The following is a 3,132-nucleotide window of genomic DNA, read 5'->3' on the forward strand; positions in this document are numbered from 1 at the left end:
CTACAGTAACATCAGGTGTTGTAATAGGACCGCTAATGTCAGCTCCGCTAACATCTGTGTCATTTGCCATTCTTTCAGGAGTTTTACCTGGTTTGGCCGGTACACTTGGAGCTGTGCCAGGGTTAGGTTGCAATGGAGTTTCTGGATTTATTGAGGTTCCTGGGGTTGTTGATGAACTACTACCACCTTCAGTTCCTGGATTTTTATTGCCTCCTGGGTTATTTTGACTACCGCCTGGTGTTTCAGCAGGATTGCCTGGAGTAGTTTCAGCTGGTTTCTTTTCATCTCCCTTAGTATCACCACACTTAGCTGCTACAAAAGGAATTGCAACTAATGAAGACAGTGATCCAAGCAATAAAAACTTTGATTTTTTCATAAATTTATCCTTTCTTTAAAGGCTATAGAATAGCCTTAAAAATGCTTTATAAATCTATTAATAAATATCAATTTATTATATGATGCATTAAGTGCTAAATTAATAGCAAATTTAAGCCATTTAATTAAAACGCTACAATCTGCTACTAATTACAACTTATGAAATTGTATGTAGTTTTTTAGCGCTTAATATATTCATCAATAGATGACAACATTATATAAAAAAAAAAAAATAGCAAAAATTTTTTGTTGCTGAGTTTTTGCAACAAATAAAGCAACAAAAATGATTTATTTTGCATAAGTTATAAATTGTCTTTTTTGAAAAAAATCAAATAAAAATATATTACTAATATTAAAACATATTATTATTAGAATATAAGAAAATACAAAATAGTAATAAATTAACAACTTTTAATTTTGCCTTGCTGTTTTTATTATATAAAAACAAAGATTAATTTACCCAAGATTACAGAGTGTTTTAATTAATCAAAATAACAGAACAACAAATATTGATTTTTAAGTTTCTATATATAGACTTAATTCATTTTTTCGTTTTTCTAATATGCATTCTTCACAAAAGATAAAATCGTAAAACATTGTAGAAAGGAGTATTTTTTCTATATTTTTCGTCAAAAATCTTAGTATAAAAATTATGTTAACGATTACATATTTATTATTTTATGTTGTTTGGCTCAGACAGTAAATATTTGTGTTGCTTGTAGTAAATGATCAGTAAACATATACTTTTACTTGATATTTATTAATAGATTTATAAAGCATTTTTAAGGCTATTTTATAGCCTTTAAAGAAAGGATAAATTTATGAAAAAATCAAAGCTTTTATTACTTGGATCAGTATCTTCACTAGCAGCAATTCCTTTTGTAGCTGCTAAGTGTGGTGGTACTAAAGAAGAAGGAAACAAAAATCCAGCAGACACACAAGGTGGAGGTCAAACAGATTCAACCCCTTCAATATCTTCAGCTTTAGACTTAGGTAAACTTGACCAAACTGTTCAAGACCAATTGGATAAATTAGCTAAAGATGGTGTTAAAAAAGCAGATGTTATTGCTGTTTTAAAAACTGTTGAAGGCTTAAAAGACATAAAAGATGAAGATCTTTCAACAGTTGAATTCAAAGATAAAAAACTTGTTATTGTAGCTAAAGAAGGTTCAAAACTTGTTTCAGGTAAATATGAGTTTACTACACAAACAGATTCAACTCCTCCAACATCTACAACTATAAATTTAAGCAATCTTAAGAAAGACGCACAAGAAAAATTAAATAAATTAGCTAAAGATGGTGTTAAAAAAGCAGATGTTATTGCTGTTTTAAAAACTGTTGAAGGCTTAAAAGACATAAAAGATGAAGATCTTTCAACAGTTGAATTCAAAGATAAAAAACTTGTTATTGTAGCTAAAGAAGATTCAAAACTTGTTTCAGGTAAATATGAATCTGTAGCAGAAAGAGTGGCTCATGATACTTACGCTTCTGGTGCAAATATAGGTTCAGAAGTTTAATAGGTAAGCCATAATCCAACACAAAGCGCACCCCTGTTTCTTTTGAATAACAAATCAATACAAGACATATACATACAGCAAACCAAACTTTGGTTTGCTTTTATTTTGTCTATAAACTCACCACTTTTGATATTTATTAATAGATTTATAAAGCATTTTTAAGGCTATTATATAGCCTTTAAAGAAAGGATAAATTTATGAAAAAATCAAAGTTTTTATTGCTTGGATCACTATCATCATTAGCAGCAATTCCTTTTGTAGCTGCTAAGTGTGGTGATACTAAAGAAGAAGAAAAGAAGCCAACTGAAACTACTCCAGGCAATCCTACTGAAACACCAGGTGGAAGTCAAACAGATTCAACCTCTCCAGCATCTACAAAAGTAGACTTAAGCAACCTTGAAAAAGCTATTAAAGACCAATTAAATAAGTTAGCTAAAAAAGATGTTAAAAAAGATGAGGTTCTTACAGTTCTAAAAACTGTTCCTAGTTTAAAAGACATAAAAGAAGGTGACCTAAAAACAGTTGAGTTCAAAAGCGACAAACTTATTATTGAAGCTAATGAAGGATCAAAACTAGTTTCAGGCAAATACGAGTTTTCTACTCAAACAGATTCAACCTCTCCAGCATCTACAAAAGTAGACTTAAGCAACCTTGAAAAAGCTATTAAAGACCAATTAAATAAGTTAGCTAAAAAAGATGTTAAAAAAGATGAGGTTCTTACAGTTCTAAAAACTGTTCCTAGTTTAAAAGACATAAAAGAAGGTGACCTAAAAACAGTTGAGTTCAAAAGCGACAAACTTATTATTGAAGCTAATGAAGGCTCAAAACTTGTTTCAGGTAAATACGAGTTTTCTACTCAAACAGATTCAACTTCTCCAGCATCTGCAAAAGTAGACTTAAGCAACCTTGAAAAAGCTATTAAAGACCAATTAAATAAGTTAGCTAAAAAAGATGTTAAAAAAGATGAGGTTCTTACAGTTCTAAAAACTGTTCCTAGTTTAAAAGACATAAAAGAAGGTGACCTAAAAACAGTTGAGTTCAAAAGCGACAAACTTATTCTTGAAGCTAATGAAAGTTCAAAACTTGTTTCAGGTAAATATGAAGCTCGACCAGAAAGAACAGCTAACAATACTGATGCTACTGGTGCAGAAATAGGTTTGAGATACAGCAGATAAATTCAAGTTTCAGCTTAGCACACATGGCACAAATCTCATAACAAATCAATACAAGACATATACAT

The 3,132-nt window shown here is 30.2% G+C and carries 3 protein-coding genes; 2 read left to right on the top strand and 1 reads right to left on the bottom strand.

Annotated elements, in window-relative coordinates:
- Positions 1-376 (bottom strand): variable surface lipoprotein (locus MAGB_RS04470; protein WP_036433258.1); only part of this gene is annotated, 376 nt, incomplete at its 3' end.
- A gap of 820 nt (positions 377-1,196) precedes the next feature.
- Here MAGB_RS04470 and MAGB_RS01990 point away from each other — a divergent pair.
- Together MAGB_RS01990 and MAGB_RS01995 are read left to right on the top strand one after the other, a co-directional pair.
- The gene (locus MAGB_RS01990; protein WP_004024140.1) at positions 1,197-1,892 is read left to right on the top strand and encodes a variable surface lipoprotein; all 696 of its coding nucleotides are present in this window, start codon (positions 1,197-1,199) and stop codon (positions 1,890-1,892) included.
- A 197-nt stretch (positions 1,893-2,089) separates the two neighbouring features.
- Positions 2,090-3,067, top strand: coding sequence for a variable surface lipoprotein (locus tag MAGB_RS01995; protein ID WP_004024141.1), 978 nt, complete (start codon positions 2,090-2,092; stop codon positions 3,065-3,067).
- The last annotated feature ends 65 nt before the right edge of the window (positions 3,068-3,132 follow it).

The organism is Mycoplasmopsis agalactiae 14628 (genome assembly GCF_000266865.1).
GTDB lineage: Bacteria > Bacillota_I > Bacilli_A > Mycoplasmatales > Metamycoplasmataceae > Mycoplasmopsis > Mycoplasmopsis agalactiae_A.